The 23,433-nt window shown below is 33.6% G+C and carries 12 protein-coding genes and 1 pseudogene; 5 read left to right on the plus strand and 8 right to left on the minus strand.

Going from position 1 to position 23,433, the window contains the following annotated elements; all coding sequences use genetic code 11:
• Positions 1 to 126: 126 nt before the first annotated feature.
• The 3 genes and pseudogenes from ACP6PL_RS27385 (at position 127) to ACP6PL_RS27395 (ending at position 3,704) form a co-directional block, all read left to right on the plus strand.
• Positions 127 to 1,353, plus strand: coding sequence for a DUF445 domain-containing protein (locus ACP6PL_RS27385; protein WP_426548501.1), 1,227 nt, complete (start codon positions 127 to 129; stop codon positions 1,351 to 1,353).
• 489 nt (positions 1,354 to 1,842) lie between these two features.
• A pseudogene (locus ACP6PL_RS27390) lies at positions 1,843 to 2,904 on the plus strand (IS630 family transposase).
• Between the two features lie 536 nt (positions 2,905 to 3,440).
• Positions 3,441 to 3,704: a DUF3493 domain-containing protein gene (locus ACP6PL_RS27395; protein ID WP_426548502.1), complete on the plus strand. Its 264-nt coding sequence runs from the start codon at positions 3,441 to 3,443 to the stop codon at positions 3,702 to 3,704.
• A gap of 469 nt (positions 3,705 to 4,173) precedes the next feature.
• On the opposite strand, the gene ACP6PL_RS27400 is transcribed toward ACP6PL_RS27395, so the two are convergent.
• From ACP6PL_RS27400 to ACP6PL_RS27430, 7 genes are all read right to left on the minus strand, one after another.
• Positions 4,174 to 4,404 carry a hypothetical protein gene (locus tag ACP6PL_RS27400; RefSeq protein WP_426548503.1) on the minus strand — a complete coding sequence of 77 codons (231 nt, stop codon included), beginning with the start codon at positions 4,402 to 4,404 and terminating at the stop codon, positions 4,174 to 4,176.
• Positions 4,405 to 5,068: 664 nt separating this feature from the next.
• Positions 5,069 to 8,203 (minus strand): translation initiation factor IF-2, encoded by a 3,135-nt coding sequence (gene infB / locus ACP6PL_RS27405; protein ID WP_426548504.1) that lies wholly within the window; start codon positions 8,201 to 8,203, stop codon positions 5,069 to 5,071.
• 1,207 nt (positions 8,204 to 9,410) lie between these two features.
• A complete protein-coding gene (locus tag ACP6PL_RS27410) occupies positions 9,411 to 9,659 on the minus strand; it encodes a YlxR family protein (RefSeq protein WP_426548505.1) in 249 nt (82 codons plus the stop codon).
• Between the two features lie 829 nt (positions 9,660 to 10,488).
• Complete coding sequence (gene nusA / locus ACP6PL_RS27415; RefSeq protein ID WP_426548506.1) at positions 10,489 to 11,811, minus strand: transcription termination factor NusA; 1,323 nt, start codon at positions 11,809 to 11,811, stop codon at positions 10,489 to 10,491.
• Positions 11,812 to 12,693: 882 nt separating this feature from the next.
• Positions 12,694 to 13,155, minus strand: coding sequence for a ribosome maturation factor RimP (gene rimP, locus ACP6PL_RS27420; RefSeq protein ID WP_426548507.1), 462 nt, complete (start codon positions 13,153 to 13,155; stop codon positions 12,694 to 12,696).
• Between the two features lie 1,087 nt (positions 13,156 to 14,242).
• Positions 14,243 to 15,670, minus strand: a complete 1,428-nt coding sequence (locus ACP6PL_RS27425) for a hypothetical protein (protein ID WP_426548508.1) — start codon at positions 15,668 to 15,670, stop codon at positions 14,243 to 14,245.
• Between the two features lie 953 nt (positions 15,671 to 16,623).
• Positions 16,624 to 18,012, minus strand: coding sequence for a malic enzyme-like NAD(P)-binding protein (locus ACP6PL_RS27430; protein WP_426548509.1), 1,389 nt, complete (start codon positions 18,010 to 18,012; stop codon positions 16,624 to 16,626).
• A gap of 1,226 nt (positions 18,013 to 19,238) precedes the next feature.
• Here ACP6PL_RS27430 and ACP6PL_RS27435 point away from each other — a divergent pair.
• Complete coding sequence (locus ACP6PL_RS27435; protein WP_426548510.1) at positions 19,239 to 20,372, plus strand: DUF2330 domain-containing protein; 1,134 nt, start codon at positions 19,239 to 19,241, stop codon at positions 20,370 to 20,372.
• 32 nt (positions 20,373 to 20,404) lie between these two features.
• Here the strand turns inward: ACP6PL_RS27435 and ACP6PL_RS27440 are convergent, their stop codons facing one another.
• On the minus strand, positions 20,405 to 20,806 hold the full coding sequence (locus ACP6PL_RS27440; RefSeq protein ID WP_426548511.1) for a hypothetical protein: 402 nt from the start codon (positions 20,804 to 20,806) through the stop codon (positions 20,405 to 20,407).
• A 614-nt stretch (positions 20,807 to 21,420) separates the two neighbouring features.
• On the opposite strand from ACP6PL_RS27440, the gene argS reads away from it, so the two are divergent.
• On the plus strand, positions 21,421 to 23,178 hold the full coding sequence (argS, locus tag ACP6PL_RS27445; RefSeq protein ID WP_426548514.1) for an arginine--tRNA ligase: 1,758 nt from the start codon (positions 21,421 to 21,423) through the stop codon (positions 23,176 to 23,178).
• The last annotated feature ends 255 nt before the right edge of the window (positions 23,179 to 23,433 follow it).

A 23,433-nucleotide genomic window follows, 5' to 3' on the forward strand; every position in this document is an offset into this window, starting at 1 on the left:
ATCATAGCTTGTTTTAGGCTAAATTACAACAGTCTAGTTAAAACTGTAAAACTTAAATGTCTCCCTTATTTTCATTTCCGCTTACCCATAAACTGGGCTTTCAACTTTGCTTTTAGGTAATCAAAATTGTCTAATATCTGGCTTTATTTTGTACCACCAATTGCAGGTGGAATTATTGGCTATTTCACTAATGATATAGCGATAAAAATGCTATTTCGTCCTTATCGTCCTTATTATATTTTTAGGCGAAAGCTACCCTTTACTCCTGGCTTAATTCCTGCTAACCAAGAACGTTTAGCAAAACGAGTTGCTGATACTATAATGGGTTCTTTGTTGACTCCTTCAGAGTTGCAAAATTTAGCACGTCGTTTATTACAAACGGAACGGATGGAAGCAGCTATTCTTTGGCTGCTGCGAATGTCTTTAGAACAATTGAAGCTTGATACAAATACGAGAAGTACCAAAATTCTGGCAAATATTCTGCGTGATTTATTAGGTCAATCTTTGCCACGACTTCTTAAAGTTTGGGCAAAGAGAGAAGATTTTTTAGAAGCTCAACTCAACCAAATTTTTGACCAGATTTTAGTAGAGTTTCAACTAACAGAAATGCAGGCAGATCAACTATCAGATTGGTTGCTTAAAGTTGTTCTGCCACCAGATGTATTAAGACAGACTTTAATTGATTTTCTCACAGATCAAAATATTTCCATTATTGATGAAGGTTTTCGTGAAAAAACTAGTGGTACTTATTGGGTAGTAGCTAATTTGTTCGGGTTGCGTAATACTCTAACTAGGTTGAGGACTTTTTGTTTGGATGAGAGAGAGCTAACTAATCAACGCTTAAAGGAATTAATTACTGCATTGGGTGTCAAAGAAAGAATTCAGGAATGGTTGCACAATCTTTCGATGCAAAATTTACCTGTTTCTACAGTACGCCAGTTAAGAAATACAATGCGGGATAGTGTTCGTTTATATCTACAAGAACGTGGTGCTGATTTAATTCAAGCTTTAAGTTTATCTGTTGATTGGGAGCATATTGCGGATTTAATTATTAATCGTCTACAAGCTTCATCAATAATAAATAGTTCTCTGGAGTTAGTTAGTCAAGAATTAGCTTTGATTTTAGAGCGTTATTTGGAGCGAGATTTAGAAAATATTGTCGCTATGGCAATTCCTATTTTAAATATCGATCAAGTGATTATTGATAGGATTAAAGGTACTTCTGCTGAAGAATTAGAAGTTGCTGTTAATGTAATTGTTAAAAATGAGTTGCAAGCTATTGTTAATTTAGGTGGAGTTTTAGGTGTTTTTGTTGGTTCCTTGCAGACAATTTTGTTGTTGCTACAAAAGTGAGTTTAATAATTAATAATTACCTTTTCTTAGAAAGAAGAAAATTGGCTAACGGGACTTACACAAAAAAATAGCAAAAAATAGGATAAAATATAGACAGCTAGAGGCTTTTATGTCTAAAAGGTATAATTACTTTATTACCAAGGGTTATAGCCATTTTTAGGGCTTTGAGGTAATTCCCTTCTCTTTACTGACTTTTCCTCTTTACTGACTTTTCCTACGGAATGCTGCGCAAACAAGCATTTTTCTGCCCAGAAATTGTGTAAGTTCCACTAATAAGAAATTTTTTCTTTTTTCTCCATGAAAGGAGATGCTTTATATTTAAATTTTTCAGTAAAGTAAGGCTGAAGCTTAAGGCTAAATGCTATTATCTTTCTAGTTTTATCTTCAAATATATCCGATTATCTTGGCATAATATTTATATATAGCAATCCTAAATAGGTCGCAACAGATATAATAGTAAGAATAACATATCTAGGAAAAAGACAAAAAATGGATATTATAGATGAACTAGATGATTTTATTAATCAAACAAAAGACTCCAAATAAATTATGTATACCCTTGGCGGTAAAAATGATTTTGTCAGGAAAATCCTACCATGAAGTCAAAGAATTATTAAATGTTTCTCACAGTTTTATTAGCGAATGGAAAAACCAAACACTATTTCATGGTGTAGAAAGTTTAAGACTTCAGTATCAAGGCAGACAAGGTTACTTAAAGGCAGAAGAAAAATAGAAAACAATTGAGTGGCTGAGAGAAAAAGATTACTTAAGATTATCAGATTTACAAAACTATTTACAGAAGGAATATAAAGAATATGATGTGTTTTTTGAGTCTAATCAAAGTTATTATAACTTACTTAAAGAAGCGGGAATAAGTTGGACAAAAACTCAAAATAAAGAATCCTGCTAGAAATGATGAATTAGTGAAAGAAAAAAAAAAGAAATAGAGGAATTGTTAGGCAAATGGCAACCGGAAATACAAGCTATAAATCTGACAGTGTTTATGATTGACGAATGTCATCTTCTCTGGGGAGATATATTAGGATATGCTTGGAGAACAACAGATGAAAGAATAGAAATTCCCATTAAAAATGAAAAGGAAAGACAGACTTATTCTGGAGCAGATTACTATCAAACCAAAGAATTGCTTGTGCAAGAATATAAGAGTAGAAATATTTAAAATACCATTGAATTTATTAAATATTTACAAAAAAAAAGACCGGCAAAAAGATTGGTATGGGTTTTGGGATGGAGCAAGTTATCATAATTATCAAGCCGATCGATAATATTTGACGACAGTTAACCAAGATTTACCGCATATAGGAATGGTTGATAAATTGTACAAAATTTGCTCCGAACGTCGCGAACCAAAACCCAGTTGAAGATATTTCGTTACAAGTCAAAAATTTTATCAGACAATTTTATCATCTTTGTAGTTCTTTTAAAGTAGTTAAGTAGCTATTTAAGTTTTTTACAGATAGTCAAATATTCGACTTTCCCAAACTTTTTCAGTGTGGAATTTTGCTACAACCAATGTGCGGATTGCTATAGACATTAAATTCATAAGCAAAATTAATTACACATTCTATTGACTCCCTATTTCCTATTCCCTTTCTCAACTAGAAAATTTATTTTCACAACTACTTAAGTGATTTTGAATCTTTGAATTTTACTCTTATATTTAGGTTAATTCTTTAGCATTTGTAATTTGCTTGGCTTAAATACAGTTTTGTTTTTTTCAGTTTATATATATCGGATTTGCCCCTAGAGTATTTTGTAGTTTCTGATTTTAAAATTGTACTTTTTTTTAGAAAAAAAGTATAACTATTATCATAATTATTTGAATTGACTATAAGCCGAGTCTAGAAATTTCATGGAACATATTGGAGCATAGTCGAGTAGAATTGAAGCTGCTATTAATCAATTATGTATAGTATAATCCATTCAAAAATAGGATCTTATGAGATAATTTTAATTTGAAAATTATTACTTCTAAGTATTAAACTTTTTTATAAATTATCTTATAAAAGATTCCACTATGTGATTAATGCTATTAACAATATTGATTAAATCTTTTTCTTAATACTATGCCAACTCCAAATTCAAATAATTCTCATTCTCAAACTAAACTCGATCCAGAAAAATATGCTCGCCTTAAAGCTGAACTAGATGCTCCTTATCGAGGATTACGAAAATTTATCTATGTGGCTTTTGGAGCTTCTGGTTTTATTGGAGCTTTCATTTCTTTTGCAAAAATTATAGCTGGCCAAAATATCGGCTCTGCTTTTCCTAATTTTGCTTTACAAGTTGGAGTTATGGTCTTGATGATTTGGCTATTTCGTTTGGAGTAACATACTAGATTTTTTAGTGTAGCACTGCAAATAGGTTAAGACATTTATAAACGCTCAAATAAGCGTCAGGAATTACTTCTGACTCCTAACTTGTGACTTGTGCAGGCTATAAGTCCCATTCTCAGTTTTCTATCCCCAGGTAAAAAAAGTTTACATTTGGCAACAATGATATATATTTGGCCATAAAAATATAAGAAAATAAAGAAAATATTACGAAATTACCGATCCCTGTAAAGTTATTGTCAAATAGTATATATAAATCAATTGAGGTCAGCTTATATAAAGACCTTAAACTTTAATTGGGGTTAACTAATATAAAAACCCTAAATATAGAAAACCTGTTTTTAAAAGCAAAATGCCTAGTTCTACAAATTATAGAACTAGGCATTTTGTGATTTACTACTGTTTTAATAATTATGGCAAAATTAAAAAACTAGCCAGGATGACAGTAATATAGCTTACTTTCTTTTTAGTAAGCTAGTGTTTCCAGAGTTTCTCGTAAATATAAACTAACTTGTCTATCTAAGGGGATATTTTGCTGCTGATTATTATTAACTTTACGTTCTAATTGCCATCTCTGAAATCCTGAAGTTAAAGCGATCGCTTGCTTCAAACTATCCCAAATTGGAGGTTCTGCCTCATTTTTTGTAATTGCCTTGACTGAGTTATTTTTCCAAGAAGTTGCATTAAAATTAGTCATAACATTTACCTAATTAACAAAGGACACACTTTTATTGATAAAATTGCTGATATTTCAGCTTCTTCTTTAAAGATAACTCACTAGTCATAAACTAGGCATTACTATCATATTCTATATGTCATCAAATCTTGACTTTTAGATATGATATTTACTCAAAAAAAATCAATTTGAAAAAACAATATTAGAAATAATTTGGAATGCTTGAAAGATTTTAGGCATTATTTTTAGTAGAATAAATATCATATCAGATCTGCTTATTTTTGGTAAAAACTCTAAGTTTCCTAGGGTTTGGTGACCAAACACTTGGGAGTGGGAGGAATTAATTGTAACGATACTACCAGATTTAATATTAACCCTATACTTTAAGAAATGCTATTTTAAGATATTCCTCTACCCCTAGTAACTCAATGCCTGGTAAATCTTAACTTCTAGCAATAATAACTATTTGTAACCAATATTTATCACGGCTGACATTATTCTACTCTGCTCAATCCAAATAAACCATAATTGTAAGGAACTTCCAACAATTATCTCCTATTCACCACTATTTAGAGGTAATTTTAGTCTGGCCTACTTGGAATATAATGATGAATACTAATTTAACATTATCTAAATTATGTGTATTTATTTAGATAATGTTAAATCTGAGTTGATGCTAACTACTTTAAGTAGATAGTTTCCGACGCTTAGTTACCATTTGGTAGGCTTCAATTATATCACCTTCACTCCAATCATTAAAGCGGTCGAAACTAATACCACATTCATAACCCGCATTTACTTCTTTAACATCATCCTTTATACGTCTGAGAGAGTCTAATATACCTTCATGTATAACTTCTCCGTTGCGACGTACTCGCACTTTACAATTACGGACAACTTTACCAGACAGCACATAGCAACCTGCAACAGCACCACGATTAATTGTAAACACCGCACGGACTTCTACTTCACCTAATGGCTCTTCTACCAGCTCAGGATCTAACAGACCTTCCATTGCCCCTTGGATATCATCCAAGAGTTTATAGATAACATCGTATTCTCTGACATCTACTCCAGCTGCATCTGCAGCCTGACGTGCTCCTGATGCCATAGTAGTATTGAAGCCAATAATCACAGCTTCACTAGCTGCTGCTAAGTCAATATCTGTTTCTGTAACTTCTCCAGCTCCAGATAGTAGTAACCTTAGTTGGACTTCTTTTTGAGGTAGTTGTCGTAGAGCTCCAACAATAGCCTCTATGGAACCTTGAACATCTGCTTTTAGTATTAAATTCAGTTCTTTGAGTTCTCCCTCCTGGGCACGAGCTGAAACAGCACCCAAACTGGTTCGGCGCATAATCCGCGACTCTCTTTTCGCATCAGCTCTTTCTCCTGTAAGAGCTGATGCTTCTTTTTCATTCTCAAACACTTCAAACTCATCACCAGCTTGAGGGACATCTCTAAGACCAAGAACTTCCACCGCAAAGGATGGACTGGCTTTATCTACTCGATCACCTCGGTCATCGATCATTGCCCGTACTTTTCCATAAACTGAACCGGCAACTACAATGTCTCCTACTTTTAAAGTTCCATTTTGTACTAATAAAGTAGCTACTGGGCCTCTAGCTTTATCCAAATTAGCTTCAATCACCGTGCCCTTGGCCAAACGTTCTGGATTTGCTTGTAAGTCTTCTACCTCAGACACCAGCAAAATCATTTCCAGTAAGCTATCTAAATTTTGTTTCTGGATAGCACTAACTGGAACCATAATCGCATCTCCGCCCCACTCTTCAGGCACGAGACCATGTTCCATCAATTCTTGTTTAACGCGGTCTGGGTTAGCCTCTTCCTTATCAATTTTGTTAATAGCTACTATCAGTGGTACTTCTGCAGCTTTAGCATGACTAATAGCTTCTATCGTTTGTGGTTGTACCCCATCATCTGCAGCCACAACCAAAATAGCAACATCCGTAACTCTTGCCCCCCTAGCTCGCATTGCAGTAAAAGCTTCGTGGCCAGGAGTATCTAAGAACACTACTTGCTGCATTTTGCCTTCATGTTCCACGTCAACATGGTAAGCTCCAATATGTTGAGTAATACCACCTGCTTCTCCTGCTGCTACTTTAGTTGCACGAATCGAGTCTAGGAGACTTGTTTTTCCATGATCGACGTGTCCCATAATTGTTACAACTGGAGGACGGCGTTCAAGACTTTCCAGGTCTGCATCTTCTAACATTTCAGTAGTTTTCTTGGCTGCTGATTGCTCTTCTGGAATTTCTATCGGTATTCCTTCCTCTTGTACAACCATTTCTATGGTAGGAATATCTAAGCTTTCAGTAATATTGACTGCTATGCCTTTCATAAACAGTCTTCTGATAATCTCTGTTTCTGGCACTGCTAAAGCTAATGCTAATTCCTGAACTGTCATGGAAGCACTAATGACTAACTTTTCTACAGGTTTTATTTCAGCAGGTTGAGTTTGTTCGCTACTTTCAGACTTGACAGATTCACGGGATTGACTAGATTTCTTTTTAAGATTATTGAAATTATTGCTACCAGACTGGGGCTTATTTTTTTCAGTAAAACTTTTTGGTTTTGCTGGACGAGCTAAAGATAAACTCATTGTTACTGGTGCAGGCTTATTCAAAAGTTCTGCTAATTCTTCATCTTCATCTTCCAGCATAGGTTTTGGACGAAGACGTTTGGCCTTAGCAGTAGATTTAGCATTTTTCTGCGCAATTTCGTTGGGATCTTCTTCTTCTTCTTCCCACTTTGAACCTTTCTTTGCTTTCGTTAAAGTCGGCTTATTTGGAGCTATTGCTTTTCGTCTTGGTTTTTCTAAATCATAATTTACAGTTTCTATAATATTTTCTTCTTGCTCTTTTGCTTCCACATCTACAACAATATCTGTTGATTCTTCTGTCACAGATGTTGTTAGTTTCGGCTTGGGTGCAAGTTGAGGTTTCTTTTCTGGAACTGGCTTTAGTTTAACTGTAGGCTTCTCTCGATGTTTTGGCTTTTCTTGAGGGGAAGTTTCAGGGACTGGAGGAGATATTTTGACACTTTCTCTCTCTCTATTAGTAGTATCTTTATTGTCTCTTTTAGATACAAAGGGTTGTTTCTCAGTAGGTTTTTCTTCTTTATCTTTTCTTCTTTTACCTTCTTGTTGCTTTGGTTTTTTGTTTTTTTGATTTGGTTTACTAATGTTAGTATTTCGTTGATTCCGATTTAAGCTAGGAGGTGCTGGCCTTGTCGGTGGAGCTACCAGTCTAGGCACTTCTGCTGTTGGCTTTTCAGCAGTATCTTTTTGATCTTCAGCATGGTCTTTATTGAATGGTTTATTCGGATGTTGTACCAGAGAATTATTGTCTGTTTCTGATCCAGATTTATCTTTTACTACCTCTGACTTGACGGGAGAATTTGGCCTTGGTCTACTGGGTGATTCAAGTTGGTTATCTAATACCGAAGGATTTGGAGGAGTTGCCACTAAATTATTATCTATTTTATTGTAATTTTTTTGTTGAGATTTTTCTAATAATGGTTTAGGTTTACGTATTTCTAGTATCTGTTGTTTTTTCTGTTCGTTATAATTTGAACCTGAATCTGATGAGTGAGAGTTACTTTTTTCTGGAGCAGCAGACTTACTGGGAGAGTGGGGTAAGTTTTCTGCTGTGGTGCGAATTAGTTCTGCTTCTGATTCTGTAATAGTGCTACTATGACTCTTCACTGATATGTTGAGCCTTTGACAAACTGCTAATATTTCTTTGTTATCCAAATTCAATTCCTTTGATAGTTCGTAAATTCTTACTTTTCCGTTGTTCATCCACTCTACCCTCTCTTTAAAAATATCTATTTTTACATTTCCATAATCTTGATTTAAGGACTACACTACAATCATACTAGATTTATGTTCAGTTTTGTTGCTGAAAAGGTTTTTTTCAGTTTTTACCTTAGCAGTTTCCGAATTTGGGAGTAACTGCTTGGTAAGTCGATCTATGATATTTTTTATAATCAAAACTAATCATAATTTTCAGATGTCGAGGTTAGTATTTCAGATAATTCTTCTAGAAGTTTGCTAATCATATATCTTTAACTTGATAGTTTAAGTTTGAAGATATATAATTAGCTATACTTCAGGCCAGTTTATTTTTTTTAGGTTGTTAATTTTTATACCTAAAATATCTCTGATACTTAAGTCAAGAGTTTAATTTTATTTTATAAATATCACTGATATACTAGATTATATCTAAATCTATAGATTTAGATATAAAATTCATTTATTTACTGGACTAAAGCTAAAGGTATTATGCTTTACTAGACAATATAAAACAGATCAGTGTTACTCAGCTAAAGTTGTTTAAACGTGGGATCAATCTACTTGTTTAAACTTCTCATAAATTGAGGGAAAGGATATTTTCATCTCTCATCATTTACAGATATAGCTTTCTGTAGGCTCTACCCCATCTAAACCATATACTTAAAGGACATAAAAATCCTAACCATTAACCAATATTGTAACTCTTCGCTCCAATCTAAAGTTGCGTTTATAATGGTCATAACTGGTTAAAGATAAGTTTAACCATCTTGATTGATCACACCATTACGGTAGTTAAACTTATCTTTAATATAGGGCTAGTACAAATTAACAGTTATAGCTGCTTTGATAATTTTATACCTAGTAATATAGTCCTAAGCGATTAAACCTTAATATGCTCAATTCATATTTCCATAATAGCATTAATTCTGGAAATATGATTTAACTTTAATGTGACTGACTATCGATTTTGGTTTTGAGAGTAATTGCTTTTTTTAAAGTATTTTACTGCTGCAACTTTTATGCTAAATATCTTTGTCATTTCTGGTTAGTTCTCAATACTATCCTAGTTATCTATGGGTCTATATTAGATTAGAATAAATTAGATCCTAAATGTTTAACTGCTAGAAAATATACAGATTAATAATTGTTTTTAATTTGTTTGGTGAAATTATTTTGAGTATTATTAGTAGTGAGTTTCGGTCGCTTTAAATTATTAGTTTTCCAACCTTTGCCATAGTGATTGGTATATTTCTGTTGGTACATAAGCTTTAAGTGAACGGCCTAACTTATTTTTTTTATCAGCAATTTTTAAACATTCCACTTGTGGACAAATGTAAGCTGAACGACCTTCTCCCTCATATAATCTAATAGTATCAAATTGTTTGATCCGAACAACTCGCCAAAATTCTTCTTTGGGAGCCAGTTTTTTGCAGCTAACACACCGACGGTAATTTTGTTTCATTTAGGCTATGTTTTTAGTGATTTTTTTCATCAATTATCTAGCTTTTTTTCAGAAAAATTAGTCAAGATAAATCAAGACTTTTATAAGTCTCTATATATTTATTTTAACCATTTTCTGTGTAATGCTTCGCATTCACAACAAATTCATCTGGTAGCAAAGTTGCTATTAGCCGTCAGTAGTCAACCTATCCTGCAGAATACGCTCGTATTTCCTACGGAATGCTACGCAAACAGCTTTTTAATAAATGAAATAATATTAGTTTAAGTTATACTACATTTTTCACGAGAGAATTGAAGAACAATAACAACGGGTTTGAATTGTTAAACCATACAATTCTGTAGCAGAAAATAATATATCTGTCTAAAAAACTGATAATGCAGTTCCTCTGTTATACCAATTTGATAAATATTTACTACAAATAGCTAGGGAACTTTTTAGGAGTCAGGAGTCAGGAGTAAGGAATGGTATGGGAATAGCTTCTATATCATTTTTTAACTGGCAAATCATATTTTTTGTCAAAGGTAAATCTCCTGTAAAATCTTTTTATTGCCCTTACTATTCGTAACATTCTTTTTTAAAATTGGTATGAGAGGGTAACTGACTACTAAATGTTTACAACCTAATAAATCTTAATTATTTCATCAACTATCATGAAATTAAATTAATTTGATTAATTATGATTTTAACTAATAGACATTTCCCAAAATAAACAATTAAATCAATCCCATATGCAGAAGTCGTCAATTATTTCCTCCTTCTCCTACTCCCTACTCCCTCCTAATCTGCAGATGTCTAATGAGCTTGAACCTTACAATTATTACCATTATATCTAAGTTAATTCCACAGGATATTCAGTTTCACCTTCATCAACTTCTAAAGAATCATCTGGTTCATCAAAATTTTCTTCAAAAGTATTTTCTATTACCTCTAACTCTGGTTCCTCAGTTGCATTTTCTTCTTGTTGAGCTAATGCTTGACGATGAGAGACTTCAGTCGCAACTTTGCTATCTTCTTCAGCATGGTCATATTTACCTGTGTCCTTAATATCAATTTTCCAACCAGTAAGACGAGCTGCCAGACGCACATTTTGTCCCTCCTTACCGATCGCCAAACTCAGTTGGTCTTCAGACACTAAAATATGAGACCTCCTTTCCTCTGGATCAATCAAACGAACTTCATCTACTCTAGCTGGACTAAGAGAATTAGCAATATATGTAGAAGGATCTGGAGACCAGCGAATTACATCTATTTTTTCACCCCTCAATTCATTAACCACTACCTGAATTCTCGATCCTCTTGCACCAATGCAAGCTCCCACAGGATCTACATCCCTTTCTAGAGTATCAACTGCAATTTTAGTTCGGGGACCAACGTGCCTGGATGGGGGGTTGGCCTCTCTGGCAACGGCAACAATTCTCACTATTTCGTCTTCAATTTCTGGGACTTCATTTTCAAATAAATAAACCACTAAACCAGCATCAGCTCTAGACACAAGTAACTGCGGTCCACGAGTTGAGCCTTCACATACCCGCTTCAAATAAACTTTGAAAGTAGCATTAGCACGGTAATTGTCGTTAGGTAGTTGTTCTCGTTTAGGCAGTTCAGCCTCTACTTCTGGTCTGCCAAAGCCACTGCTTACAGCTAAGATAACTGACTGTCTTTCAAATCTCAAAACTCTGGCTTGGAGAACTTCTCCTTCTAAATCTTGAAATTCTTCTTGAATCATTTTTCGTTGCTGATCTCTTAGCTTTTGAGCTAATACTTGTTTGGTTTGTATAGCAGCCATGCGACCAAATTCATTTTTATCAGGTGTCACATCCAAGAATACTGTGTCATTTAATTGTGCTTCTGAAGCTACTTCTAAAACTTCTTGGAGAGCTATATGGTGATCTGGATTAGTTACTTCTTCAACAATGGTTTTAGTAGCTAATACTCGATAACCTTCTTCTTCTATATCCAACTCTATTTCAAAGTTGTCAAAGTAATCATCTGTGAAATGGATTCCATCTAGACGTTGAGTCCGTCTGTAGCGTTCATATCCTTTTAATAAAGCTTCTCGTAAAGCAGTCTGAACTGCTTGTTTTGGTAAATTGCGTTCTTTACTAATATTTTCGATCAAGTCTTTCAGTCCAGGCAAACTAACCATTGACATAATTTTTTATCCTCTAAATTTTTATGAATTATAGTTATTGAGGCTAATTGGTTTAAATCTTGTTGAGATTAGGGTATTAATAATTTAGGTATTCAAGTGCAGTCTTTCTTTGTTTTTGTGAGAGCTTAGATGTTGGAGATAGAAAAAACTAGGAAAAAGGACAAATATGAAGTATGAGTCTTGGAATTGTATCTACTTTAAGAGCACTCCATTTTCATGAGAAGAGAGTAAAGACAACAGGCAATAGGAACTAGTTGTAGATGATTTTACATACCCACAGTATTCAGCAGAAAAGCTTTGCGAACCGCAAAACGCCAACCACTAATTGCCAATGTGGGTTAGATCCATTGCATTGGAAGAGAAAGCGAAGAACAAATAAGGCCAGTATATTTGATCAAAAAAACACTGTTGCTAGATCAACTGTTTTTTGTTAACTCTCCCAAAGGAATTTGATATTCCTTATACAGAATCTAAAAACCTAATTTTTGATTCTGGATCTGTAAGTCTTAAAAATTATCAAACAGAAAACATAGACCATAATTATTGATTCCTATAAAATTTTCTATTTTCCTTTAACTTTAGATATCAGATATTAATCTTTTCTTGGTCATGCTACTCAAACAGCCTTTAGCAATATTACTTGCCTAGCTCCTTAAAAACCCTTGGGTAAAAATCGTTGGAGTTCTAGAAGTTGGGTATTTATTCTGGGATAAAACATCCTATTTCCAACTCTTAAAAATCTAATTACTGAGTATTAAGCATTGACCAAAAAATTAGGTCTCAACCATCCCTTTTTAAAGAGATGAAAAAAATATTCGATTCAGTATTTCAAGCCTCTGGTTAAAACCAGAGGTACTGGTAACTGGAACCCCTTTTTAATTTTTACCTTCCTTCTTGTAATTCAACGGTACTAATTAGAGAACGTGGAATGCTTACTTGTCTACCTTTTTGGTTAATGTAAAGGGCTGTTTGATCCCGACGAACAAGTTGTCCTGTCCAATTATTTTTACCTTTATAGGGTTCGGAAGTATTGATAGTTACACTAAAACCTTTAAAGGCAATGAAATCTCGATCATTATCTAAAAACTTAGAAATACCAGGACTAGATATTTCTAGTAGATATGGTTCAGGAATTATATTTACTGCATCTAGTTGTTCTTCTATGGCATGACTCATTCGTTCACAGTCATCTAAACCTGTGTCTTGATATGGGTGTCGAATGTCCAATCGTAGAACTGGAGGATGCTGATTGGTATGAAATACTGCTCCTACTAATTCCAATCCTAGGGATTCAGCAATAGGGGTAGCAAATTTTATGATTTGTGGTATTAATGGGTGACTCATGGGACAAATGCAACAAAAAAAGTGGGCTTTACCCACTCCCCGTTGACAATTTTGACATTCTCTCCGCTGTATAACGGAAGGAGATTCCTACCGGGCCGTATATCCTCGGCGGGTTGACGCTTTATTGGTTGCTGCTAACTTGATGCCAGTCTTACGCTTGCTTCTACGTCCGTTTAATGTCTCGAACTACCTGCCCGCGACTTAATATATTGACTGCCACATTATTATGGCGGTCGTGTCTACTACCTCAGAAATTTTATCTCTTTTTGGTCTTATGGTCACTCTTCAGACTATTATCCTAGCCTAGTAACCAAAACATCTTTATAATTGTACCATTTATTTCAGGGCAAACGCATCTTATTTTGAAGTTCTGACAGGGTAACGATCTTAGGGATCTGAGTATTTATGCTTATCACCCATCTAAAGCTTAACAGCAGAAGGTTCCAGAATTTAGATGCGTTTGCCCTACCATTTATTTGCGTTATTTGCATTCTTAGGCAACATCGCTTCTAATCCCCATAGAATATTCTTTGACAAAAGAACAGAATTTGGATTTTATTTCGAGATATTAATAACAAATTATACAAATTTTATTTAGAGAATTTTCTCTTGTTTGCTTCATAGAATTGAAAAAAATTTAATAGTTGAGTTGAAATTATATTTATGGCAAGAGTTTTACTTATTTTGCTAAATAATTAATTATTTATCATTAAGATTGAAAGCCTATCATTTTCAGGAGAAAAAATAATTAACTATTTAGTTCCAGCCAAAACTTAATGAAAAAATTAGAGGGGGTGAGTGCAGGGAATGATTAATAGGCAATCTGGCAATATTTTCTAATTGTTATGAATTTTTTATTCACTTGACCAGGTAAAATATCAATTATTTAATATGTATTAAATAATTTTATTGCACTTTGAAAAGTAAATAATTATAGCAGCATTTAAACTTTTGGTATATATGGGTTATAGATTTATTTACACTATATTTGACCACAAAAACATTGATAGTATAAATACTTTTGTCAACAAGCAAGGTTATTTTTTTATCTACTCAAGTTTAATTATTTTTATAAATTTATAGTATCTTAAGATTTATTAGCTTTAAGTTGTAATTGTCTAGTTTCTTCTAAAATTTTCTCCACATCTTCCTCACTCATTCCCATAACATAATTAATCTTTACTTCTTCAAGAAATGCTGATACCAAAGATTGGAGTTCTTCTAAAGTGTGTTCCTGTTGTAATTCTCGACCTAGAGCTTTGCTGAAGTTTTGAACTAATTGTTCGGATAATTTTGTTCCTTCTGGATCTGCCATTGCAGCTTTTACTGTTTCGTAAGCATTTTGGGGCACTTCAGTAGCAAGATTGGATAATTCTTTTACTAATCTTTCTGATAGTTGATTGGCTACGTTTTCTACTCCTGGTATTTGCTGAAATCTATGAAAAGTGGGTGATTCGGCAACTACTTTTTCTACGTTATAACGGATTAGAGCTTCTATATCTGATTGAATTTCAGGTATTACTTCACAAACAGTGATTTGTACTAATTTAGTGGCGATCGCTTCGATTTCATTTGTGTTATTTAAGTCTATATAAGTTCGATCTTGAGAGGAAAATATTCGCTTGGCTAATTCACCGTTCGTTACATCTCTTTGTACCTGATTAATTACTTGAGTTATTACTACTTCTGTTAGTTCTTGAGCAATAGCAGCAAGAAAACCTCGGCTAGCTTGTGCCCTAATTGTTTCAAGGTTAATAATTTGAGCATCATTCAGACGAATTGTTATAGGAATTATTCGTAAAAATTGTATAAATGGTAATAATAGAAAAATATCGTACCAACGCCATAACATTGCTTCTAGCCAATTAACGCTAGGATAACGGCGACTAATTAAAAATGTTCTGCCTAAAAATTCTAAACCAAATATAATGATGAATGGTAGGTCAATTATGCCAAAATAATCAGTTAATCTTCCACTTTCATCAATACCTCGATAATAATTTTTAGCAATTAATGGTTTTATTTCTGCTTCAAACCAGTCAAGTTCTTCACTCCAGTTATTTTTTGTTAGGTGTTCTTCACTCCAGAAGGTTCTAAATGATTCTTTGGCAGAATCTTGCTTCATTTTATCTCTCATGCGATTTTTGATTTTTTCTAAAGAGCCACTTTTATTAGCAACTTCAAAAGGATTTTGATTAATCATGTCTACAGAGAGTTCTTCTAGCTCTTCTAATTGTTTTTTTACTACTACAGAATCATAATTTTCATAAATTTTTGTTTTCAGTTCTTCAAAACTATTTAGGTATTTGTCTGTGTCTCGATTAGCTTCAATTCCTTTTATAGGGTCGTATACTTTAACGATCATTGGAATATGGTCAAAATAGAAATCTCTGAAACTAACATAGGTGATATTAAATAGCACTAGGGTGAAATTTAATAGGGCTAAAAATGCCATTATTCTTTCAAATATTGGTACTTTGCGAGTCTTTCGGCGGATATACTTTGTTGTTGTCATTTATGATTTACTGGTTGATATATTTGCGATATTTGATATTTATTATTCAGCTTAAATTTTTCACCATAAATAAAAAGGAGGAAGGAAATAATAAATCCAGTTTCTGTGACTTTCTAACTTTACTAAATCCAGGATTTTTCCATTGATTATGGATGATTTCCTGGGAAGAATAATTTTTGACTAAATATCAATGAAAAATTGAAAACTTATATCAGCCGTTAGAAAGTATAGAATACAAAGTAATAACTACAATCCTAGATGTTCCATGGAACATCCCTAATTTGTTCTACCTAAATGAAAATTGCTATAATCAGACTTAATGTCAGTTTCCGCTACTCACCTTATATATATGTAGTGCTACAGTTTTGAAAACTATATTTCATCAAGATTTTGGCTTCAGTCTTCATACAATAGTTGTATTTTCAACCCAGTTTCTGTGATTTTCTCACCTTAGCAAACCCAGGAATTTATCCTTAGATAATTTTCTCGGAAGAATAATTTTTAACTAAATATAAATAAAAAATTGAAAACTTAATCATAGTTGGGATGCTTTCTCCCATTCACCTTATACCTTATAATATATAGTAGTGCTATAGTTTCAACCAATTATATTTAATCAAGATTTTGCTGCCAGTCTCCACACAAAAGAATTTTCCATCGTCAATGGGAAATTTTCTGGGAAGAATAATTTTCTACTCCAAATGAAACAAATACAAAATTTAAAACTTAATTAGACTTACGCCTGTTTCTGCAATCCACCATCAATCTACAGTAGTGCTATAGTTCTGATTGACTATATTTGATGATTTCGGCGTAAGTCTTCAAAAGTAGAGTAGTTAACGAAGTCAGAAGTCAGGATTTGTTTTTGTAACGGAGAATTTTGAGTAACCCTCCAAAAATATTTCGCCAATTAAGACGGAGTTGGGCAACCCAATTTTTTTGATAAATCCTGCTTAAATAGTGACACCTTCTTGACGAGCTGCATGGGCTACTGCACCAGCAACAGCTGTAGCTACCCTTGTATCAAATACTGAAGGAATAATATGCTCCTTATCAAGGTCTGAAGCTTTCACTAATGAGGCGATCGCTCTAGCAGCTTCTAAGTACATTGTAGACGTGAGAGTAGTGGCTCGACAATCCAGAGCGCCCCGAAATATACCGGGAAATGCCAAAACGTTATTAATCTGATTCGGGTAATCACTCCTACCAGTGGCCATAACTGCCACATCTCCTGTAACTAATTCTGGCTGTATTTCTGGAATAGGATTAGCCATTGCAAATACTATGGGGTCTTTGGCCATAGAACGTACCATTTCTGGAGTTACAACTCCCGGTACACTAACACCTAAGAATACATCAGCCCCCACTAAAGCATCTGCGAGAGTACCTGAAGACTCAACGGCAAATTCTTGTTTTTCTGGATTTAAACCTGTACGACCTTTTGATACGATACCTTTAGAGTCACATAACCAAATTTTATTAGTCCCTGCTTTGCGCAACAAACGAGCGATCGCTATTCCAGCAGCACCAGCACCATTAATAACTATACGAATATCTTCTATAGATTTTTTGACCAATTTTAAAGAATTAATCAAGGCAGCTAAACTAACTATTGCTGTACCATGTTGGTCATCGTGAAATACTGGAATATCTAATATTTCTCTAAGTTTGGCTTCTATCTCAAAACAACGGGGGGCAGCAATATCTTCTAAGTTAACTCCTCCAAAAACAGGAGCAATATTTTTCACTGTCTCGACAATAGCATCAGTATCCTGAGTAGCCAGACAAACAGGAAAAGCATCGACTCCAGCGAATTCTTTAAATAACATAGCTTTACCTTCCATTACTGGTAGAGCGCCCCCAGGGCCAAGATTTCCTAGTCCTAAAACTGCACTACCGTCTGTGACAATGGCAACTGTATTTTGTTTGATTGTAAGGTTGTAGATTTGTTCGGGGTCTTCGGCAACTGCTTTGGAAATTCTGCCTACTCCTGGAGTATAAGCCATTGATAGATCGGCTTGAGATTTGAGGGGTATTTTACCTTGGACTGTTATTTTACCACCACGATGTAAATTGAAGGTTCGGTCATACAGATCGACTACTTTTATTTCTGGTAAAGCTTTGACGGCTTCGACAATTTTTTCACTATGTTCTGTACTGTAGGCATCAACTGTAATTTCTCTAACTGTGATTTGACGATTTTGTTCGAGTAGGTCAATATTGCCGATATTGCCTCCTTCTGATCCAATAGCTTGGGTAATGCTCGCCAACATTCCGGCACGGTTAGGAGTTTCGAGGCGAATTGTTAAACTAAATGAGGGATTTGGTGTTAGTTGTACCATGTTAGGTTTGTTTTAGGTTTTAAGTCCTAAATTTTAGTGTCATCGTAGTTCATCTTAAGTTGTGAGTGAGCATTTCTTGGGTTTAGTCAGGAATTTCTTCATTTGTGTTTTTTTATCCCTAAAATCTACAGTCTTTAGGTGGCGACAAGTTGTAAATTTTATTAAGAATTTTAGGATCTAGCATTATGGAATTTGAAAAGGTTTTAGTGGGTTTTATTTGATCAAAAATACTGTTGAAATTTGCCAATTTTTGCGGAGAGGAAAAATTTGAGATTGAAACCATGACTGTTAAGTTGAAAAATGCTTGGGAATCTAATACCAATTTCATAAAATATTGCTACAGTCTGCTTGTTTTGAGGAGTCAGGAGTCAGGAGTCAGAATTCAGGAGGTAATAATTTTAGTATTTATTTTTACTCTAAGTAAAAATATTCTACTTTTAATTTAAAACAGTCTCATAACCATAATAAATAGTTTTTGAATAAGGTCTTATTTGATTTATATTACCGAAGTTGGAAGCAACTTTACTAACAGTTTTGGTTAGATATTTAGTGCAACTATTTTATTTAAATTCAGTATGATTAATATTTTTTGACTAATATTTTCTGCCCACTCAACTCAGACTGAAAAAAAATCACCAAATCATCTAGAATTGGAAGCTGAATATTAGTTTCTATCTCAAAAAAGATAGAAATTATGAATAATCGGTTGAAAAGTATGTGGAGTCTGATTAATATTTCTTGATTTATATGTTCTCCCAACTCGACTCAGAGTGAAAAAAAAAATCACCAAATCATCTAGAATTGGAAGCTGAATATTAGTTTCTATCTTTGTTGAGGTAAAAAATATTTGGGGAATTTGTCGATTTGTGGGAGAGGAAAAATTTGAGATGTAAATTATGAATAGTTGTTTGAAAAATGCTTGGGAGTCTGATTAATATTTCTTGATTTATATGTTTTGCCAAATCATACTTAAAAAAATCACCAAATTGTCTAGAATTGGAAGTTTAATATTAGCTTATTTATATGCTTTGTGGAGGTAAAAAATAGTTAGGAAATTTACCAATTTTTGGGAGAGGAAAAATTTTAGATCGAAACGATGACTGTTCGATATAAAAAGTATAAAGTATGTGGAATTAGATGAATATTGATAAAGTGATATGTTCTACCAACTCAGACTGAAAAAAATTATCAAATTATCTATAGCTGGAAGCTTAATATTAGTTTTTATGTCTATAGATGTCAAAAAAGTTAGAAGTTTTTGTGGCTTTTTTGTAGCAAAAGTTGATGCTGAAATGTTTAATAACCGCTCACAAGTGGCGATCGCTCATCAAGACAATCAAACAACTTACAGTTTAGCTTTTGATTATAAGGGGGAACCTGAAGAGTTTGCCCTAATTTTACCTGTACCAGTTGTACTAAAAAAGCAAGATGTAAAAGTTATTTCACCCAAACTTTTTCAACGCTTAGATGATTTTACTGCTCCTAGGTTAGTTGACTATGATTATTTTAATAGTAATCCAGATCTATTAAGTGGAGGAGCTAGAGGTGGATTTCCCCGCGAAAATGTAAGAGTTATAGAAAGCTTCACAGTGGGAGAATATGATATTGTTATTTTGAGTGCAACAGAGTCTAATTCTTTGGAAAGTTGGTTAAGAGAAAATCAGTATAAAATTCCTCGAGGTGCTGCTAAATATCTGCAACCCTATATCGATAAGAAACTTTTCTTTTTTGTAGTTAGAGTTAACTTAGAAGCACAAGAAAAACTAGGTTTTCAAAATTTAAGACCTATTCAGTTTACTGTCAAGAATTATCCTCAGATTATGTTACCTTTTCAATTAGGAAAAATTAATTCAGAGGATACTCAGAATATCATAGTTTATTTTTTGAGTGAAACTGGTCGTGCTGAAGTTAGTAATTATGAAAATGTAATGATTCCTAGTAACTTTGATGTACCACAAACAGTAGAGCAAAAATTTGGCGAATTTTATCGAGAATTGTTGATTTCAACTATTAAAGCTACAAACAAAGAAATTGTAGTTATAGAATATGCTTGGGATACAGGTTTTTGTGACCCTTGTAATACAATACCGTTAAATTCTCAAGAGTTGAATGAATTGGGTATGAACGACGAACAAGCATTTATCACCAGATTACATTTACAGTATACAAATAACACTTATAATCAGGATTTAGAATTTACTATTACCTCCGATAAAACTCTTTATCAAGGAAGATATATATTGTTACCAATTGACTACAATGAAGGTAGAAATTATTTCGACGACAAAGTTGAAATTAAAAATCCTTCTGGTAAAGTTATTTCGGAGGTTGAATTAAAAAAAATATTTGAAAAATTTTAGATATCAAAAGTATCTAATACTGGATGGAAAAATTAATCTAGATTTTGATTCGATAAATCTATAGGGAAAATTTTACACATCATATACCGTGGCAAAAATTCTTGTTTTTCATCAACACAATCTCCAGATGTTTCTAATTCCTTTCCCTCTTTGAGTGGATTTACACATATAGCAAGTTTCCCTACTCCTGGCATTAGCGAAATTACTCGATTTTTGAGACTGTCAATATTTTGACCTAATTTATCTGCATCTGATATGGAAGGGGAGATAATGAAAAAAGTTTTGACTCCAAGTGAATCCGGGGCAAAACCAAAACTACATTCATTTAATAGGGATTGAGTGGAAAAACTCAAAGCTTCATAAAAGCGATTAATTAGTGCTTGATAGAAAGATTCACTCAGGGAATGATCGTCGAAAGTCCGTCTAGATAACATAATAAATTTCCTCAAGTAGTATTTTTTTCTGAGAGATGTTAGTTTATCTTAACATTTCTTAAAATTATATATCTATAATTATCCGATCTTCATTATCTAAATCACAAAACTATAAGATAATAATTACTAATCTAAGTGTCCTAAATCACACATCAGACTATTTTCAATTTTTCTATTTCCACCTTTTTGTAATCCAGATAGCTTGAAACTGACTATAGTAATTCTCAGGCATTAGTCAAAGACAAAAATTTAGATTTTAGGAAACAGGGATTACTAAGAACAGGAAATAAGAAATACAACTTTACTTAACTATCCTAAGAAACATCATATATAGAAACAAAGATTGTGGTAATTAAGTTTTAGTTCCTACAGAATCAAGCAGCAGTAAACAGGAGAAAAATCTCAGCAATTTACAACCGTAACTTTTGTTTCATGTCCTATATTTTGTTGACGTAAGCTACAATAAAATACATTTATGTGACAATGGCCACAATGACCACTAAGAATTATAAGTTTAGTTGCTAAAGATTTAAATGGGAGTGTATCAGATATTAATGTTTTTTCTCATAGCAAAAGGCTATTATCTGTAAAAGTTACAAATATTAAACATGACAATGGAACCTACTCTTGAAAAACTCAAAAGTAAATTTGATAAAGCTTTAGTTACTGCTTTTGGTCAAGATTTAGCAGGCACAGATACAATGGTCGTTCCTGCTAGTAATCCCAAATTTGGAGATTATCAATGTAATGTAGCGATGTCTTTAGCTAAGAAATTAAAGGATAAACCAAGGGCGATCGCTACTCAAATTATCGACAATCTTGAGATTACCGATTTTTGTCTTTCACCAGAAATTGCTGGACCTGGCTTTATCAATCTTAGTCTTAAACCAGAATATATCCAAACCTGCCTAGAGGCAATAATTAGGGATGAACGACTAAATATTTCTCCTGCTAAAAATCCTCAGCGAGTTGTGATAGATTTTTCTAGTCCTAATATTGCTAAAGAAATGCACGTTGGACATTTAAGGTCAACAATTATCGGAGATTCTTTGGCAAGGGTACTAGAATTTCAGGGACATGATGTACTAAGGCTAAATCATGTGGGAGACTGGGGTACTCAGTTTGGAATGTTAATTACTTATTTACGGGAAGCTTTTCCGGAAGCTCTAACAACTGCTGATGTTTTAGATATAGGAGATTTAGTTGCTTTTTATAAGCAGTCAAAAAAACGGTTTGATGAGGATGAAGATTTTCAGGAAAAGTCTAGAAAAGAAGTAGTAAGCTTACAAGGGGGTGCGGAGGATAGTCGTTATGCTTGGCAACTTTTATGTAATCAATCTCGGCGAGAATTTCAAGTTATTTATGACTTACTTGATATTAGGTTAAATGAGCGGGGAGAGTCTTTTTATAATTCGATGTTGCCTGGGGTTGTAGAAGAGTTAAATAAGTTAGGTTTATTGGAAAAAAGTGATGGCGCTCAATGTGTATTTTTGGCAGGATTTACTAATAAGGAAGGTGAGCGTTTACCTTTAATTGTACAGAAGTCTGATGGTGGTTATAATTATGCAACAACTGATTTAGCTGCCTTAGTTCATCGGATTGAAAAAGAGGAGGCAACGCGATTAATTTACGTTACTGATGCTGGTCAAGCTAATCATTTTTCTCAAGTTTGGCAGGTGGCAGAAAAGGCTGGTTGGATACCAGAAAATCTAGAGGTTATTCATGTTTCTTTTGGTTTAGTTTTGGGAGAAGATGGGAAAAAATTAAAGACTCGTTCTGGAGAAACTGTGAGGTTGAGAGAGTTATTGGATGAGGCTATAAATAAGGCGCGAAATGATTTGGAAAAAAGACTAAAAGAGGAAAATCGTTCGGAGAGTGAAGAGTTTATTAAAAATGCTGCTCGGGTTGTTGGTTTAAGTGCGGTTAAATATGCAGACTTGAGTCAAAATCGGAATAGTAATTATGTGTTTAGTTTCGATAAAATGTTGGCTTTGCAAGGTAATACTGCTCCTTATTTGTTATATGCTTATGTTCGGGTGCAAGGAATTGCTCGGAAGGGAGAAATTAATTTTGAAAAGTTGAGAAAAGATGCCAAAATTATTTTGCAGGATGAGCAAGAGTTGGTTTTAGGAAAACATTTATTACAGTTGAATGAAGTATTGAATATTGTAGCTGTTGAATTGTTACCTAATCGTCTTTGTGAATATTTATATGAGTTGAGTGAAAAGTTTAATAAGTTCTTTGAAAATTGTCCGGTATTAAAGTCGGAGGAACCTTTGCGTACTTCTCGATTATTGTTGTGTGATGTAACTGCAAGAACTTTAAAATTGGGGTTATCTTTATTGGGAATTTCTGTTTTAGAAAGAATGTGATTTGAACCTGAATTTATTTTTTTGTCTTTCTCACTAAAGAAAACCTTTTCAGTTGAGATTTTAAAGGAATAGTATTTACAAATTATGTAAAATTTTCGAGAAAAAATCACTACTCTTACAGCACTAATAATTTCCCGTTTTATCAAATATTATATTATGACCGAAAAATTTGGGTTTCAAGCCTCCTCTTTTAAAGGGATAAAAAGCGGTCGAGGGATGGCGAGGTTTCCCGCTCTTACAGAGCCGCTCCGCTAA

The organism is Dapis purpurea BLCC-M126, assembly GCF_050015975.1.
Taxonomy (GTDB): domain Bacteria; phylum Cyanobacteriota; class Cyanobacteriia; order Cyanobacteriales; family Microcoleaceae; genus Trichodesmium.

What these genes read in the sequence shown, in the direction of transcription:
- ACP6PL_RS27425 (WP_426548508.1), bottom strand. Translation starts at nt 15,670, where the DNA reads ATGACAACAACAAAGTATATCCGCCGAAAGACTCGCAAAGTACCAATA.
- ACP6PL_RS27395 (WP_426548502.1), top strand. Translation starts at nt 3,441, where the DNA reads ATGCCAACTCCAAATTCAAATAATTCTCATTCTCAAACTAAACTCGAT.
- ACP6PL_RS27435 (WP_426548510.1), top strand. Translation starts at nt 19,239, where the DNA reads ATGTCTATAGATGTCAAAAAAGTTAGAAGTTTTTGTGGCTTTTTTGTA.
- ACP6PL_RS27430 (WP_426548509.1), bottom strand. Translation starts at nt 18,012, where the DNA reads ATGGTACAACTAACACCAAATCCCTCATTTAGTTTAACAATTCGCCTC.
- infB (WP_426548504.1), bottom strand. Translation starts at nt 8,203, where the DNA reads ATGAACAACGGAAAAGTAAGAATTTACGAACTATCAAAGGAATTGAAT.
- nusA (WP_426548506.1), bottom strand. Translation starts at nt 11,811, where the DNA reads ATGTCAATGGTTAGTTTGCCTGGACTGAAAGACTTGATCGAAAATATT.
- ACP6PL_RS27440 (WP_426548511.1), bottom strand. Translation starts at nt 20,806, where the DNA reads ATGTTATCTAGACGGACTTTCGACGATCATTCCCTGAGTGAATCTTTC.
- ACP6PL_RS27410 (WP_426548505.1), bottom strand. Translation starts at nt 9,659, where the DNA reads ATGAAACAAAATTACCGTCGGTGTGTTAGCTGCAAAAAACTGGCTCCC.
- ACP6PL_RS27400 (WP_426548503.1), bottom strand. Translation starts at nt 4,404, where the DNA reads ATGACTAATTTTAATGCAACTTCTTGGAAAAATAACTCAGTCAAGGCA.
- rimP (WP_426548507.1), bottom strand. Translation starts at nt 13,155, where the DNA reads ATGAGTCACCCATTAATACCACAAATCATAAAATTTGCTACCCCTATT.
- argS (WP_426548514.1), top strand. Translation starts at nt 21,421, where the DNA reads ATGGAACCTACTCTTGAAAAACTCAAAAGTAAATTTGATAAAGCTTTA.